This window comes from Nonomuraea sp. NPDC003754, from assembly GCF_053605785.1.
Map to the genome: position 1 here is coordinate 1 of NZ_JBSGJX010000116.1, position 2354 is coordinate 2354.

2 protein-coding genes are annotated in these 2354 nt (G+C 65.3%); both read right to left on the bottom strand.

The window, feature by feature from the left end; translation table 11 throughout:
• Positions 1-363 precede the first annotated feature (363 nt).
• Positions 364-831, bottom strand: coding sequence for a hypothetical protein (locus tag ACWEVS_RS46165; RefSeq protein WP_452557594.1), 468 nt, complete (start codon positions 829-831; stop codon positions 364-366).
• Positions 832-1754: 923 nt separating this feature from the next.
• Positions 1755-2240, bottom strand: a complete 486-nt coding sequence (locus ACWEVS_RS46170; RefSeq protein ID WP_452557596.1) for a hypothetical protein — start codon at positions 2238-2240, stop codon at positions 1755-1757.
• Positions 2241-2354: the final 114 nt, after the last annotated feature.

Consider the following 2354-nt stretch of genomic DNA (forward strand, 5'->3'; position numbering starts at 1 on the left):
TCTATCAGGGGTTTCTCTATGTGGTCAGGCGAACGCCGACCTTGCGATCACGCTGTGACCAGCGCTCCGCTGCCAGGGGATGAAAAACGTTCACTGCCGTGCCCAGGAACGGCAAGGAGTCACAAGCAGCGCTATCGGCAGACATTCGACATACTGCGCGACGCACTGCTGCGAGAGCACGACATGCCGGCGGACACGCACGACGGGTACGGCATGGCGCTCATATCGGTCTAGGTCGGGCGGTGTGGTGCGACGGCGAGTGGTTCTGGTGACGGTCCGGATGGCACGAGCGGCGCAAGCGTGCCGTGTATGCCGTCATCGGGCCATGGATCCAGCACGGGCCGCTCGACGAAACGCTTTCCGCTACGCCGACCTTCGGGAGAAACGACCGCTGCCGGCCGTATCTGATGACGTGGGGACAGCGAGCAAGGTACCGAGGTGACGTCGCCTGGGCACGCGCCGGGGGTGCGGGCCAAGATCGTGGATTTGCTGCACAGCCCCGCTCGAACCCGTGCCAGCTTCCAGCTGGCGCGCCTGGTCTTCGGTGAGCTCGGACATGCCGACCTCGCTTTCGTTCTCGACGGTGGGCGAGCTGCCCGGCTCGTTCCCGGATTCCGCCACCTCGGAGGGCGCGGGGTCTGTAGTCAGCTCGTCGTGGAGCGTTTCGCTGATGGCGGCCGGTTCGGACGGTGTGATGTCGTCCCACAGGTCTCGCTCGTACAGGCGCGGGACCTTCTCAGCGACAATGCGGTTGAAGGCGCTGAGTCCCTCGCCGATGGCGTTGGACAGGCTGATCCGCTCGTCGCGGGTCAGTTGGCCTTCGCCGAACATGTCGTCGCACCTCTCGGTGAAGGAGCGGTGGATTCGGGACTCGATCCAGTGGCCGACGTTTCTGGCCCCTGTGAGCCGCTCGTCCTCTACCTCGGCTGCGCCTGGGCTTGGCCCTGGTGCCGACGGCCTTGCGCAGTAGGTCGCCCGACTGTGCGCGGGCTGAATCGAGTAGCGCTACGGTCTTGCCTCCCGCTCCTGCTGCGGCCACGAAGTCCACCCTCTTCCTGGACACCCACGTATGGATCAGGGCTGGCCTGATCGGCCGCACGAGGCTGGTGAGGGCACGGGCGATGGAGGAGGCGTGCAGTTGGCGGTCTTGGAGGACGTTGAGCATCCAGTCACGGCGGTCGCGAACGTCGTACCTCGAATGTTGCCCTTCGTCGTCGAGGCACCAGCGGCAGGCAACCGTGACGGCGCTCGGGCGGGCGTACAGGTCACCGCTGCACTCGTCGCATGGCCCGGCAGACACGAGGTCGCGGGGTGGGGCGTCAGTGGCCCAGTGGGCGCTCCGTACCGCGGCCAAGTCTCCTCCACGGCGTCCAGTCCAGCCGGGTGGGCGATGAGCGCGCAGGCGTGCCGGTGGAGCTAGTAGGTGCTGAAGGACGTACGACGACAACATGTACCGGTCGATGAGCACGAGCTTTCCCGCTTCCTGGGCAGGCGTGATCACAGTTTCAAGGAGGGTCGGCGGCCATCAGGTGCGTCAGCGTCCGTGGCGGCCATACGTCGATGTGGGTTCGGGTCAGGTGCCCTATCAGCTCGTCTGAGGGAGAACGGGCGCGCACCAGGCTGTGTCCCGCACCTCCCAGCATTTTGGCGAGGGTGTTCATTCAGTAGCGTGGACTTGCCCGCGGCGGCAAGGTCGTCCATGGCGACCAGCAGACCACGGGCTGGGGGGATACCGTTATTCCGCGAAGGTAAGTTCACCTGCTGGGTTCGGCGCGAACCAGCGGATGCGAACTCAAAATTCGCCGCCCGCGAGAAGCTCGCGGCATCCTCTCCGAGGTCCTCGCACGCGCGGGCCATCTGCTCCAGATGAGAGGTGCGCCGCGACATCGACGGCGACCGGGTGACATCGATTCCTCTGCCACTCGCAGCGCCTCCTGCGAGCGCCGCATCTCGTAGTCGATGCTCGCCATGTGCATGGCGACATTGGTCGGCCCGAACGCCAGCCCAAAATAGTTGGTGCTCTCGTCGACCCGCCGGGCCAGATCAGCGGCGGTGGTGCGCAGAATCTCTCGGGCAGTGGTGTCGTCGCCCGTGCGGGTCAATGCGATCGCCGACAGCAGATGCAGCCCGCCATACACCGACAAGTGCCGGTCGTCGCCGTCTGCGAGCACGGGAGTGATCGTCTCCATTCCGCGCCGGGTCAGCTCATAGGCGATGTCGTTCATGTCGTCGGCGAGCATGGATTGTCCGAGGTACCAATGAACGTTTTTCATCCCCTGGCAGCGGAGCGCTGGTCACAGCGTGATCGCAAGGTCGGCGTTCGCCTGACCACATAGAGAAACCCCTGATAGACG

Coding starts and splice junctions, on each gene's coding strand:
- ACWEVS_RS46165 (WP_452557594.1), bottom strand. CDS start 831: ATGTTCGGCGAAGGCCAACTGACCCGCGACGAGCGGATCAGCCTGTCC.
- ACWEVS_RS46170 (WP_452557596.1), bottom strand. CDS start 2,240: ATGCTCGCCGACGACATGAACGACATCGCCTATGAGCTGACCCGGCGC.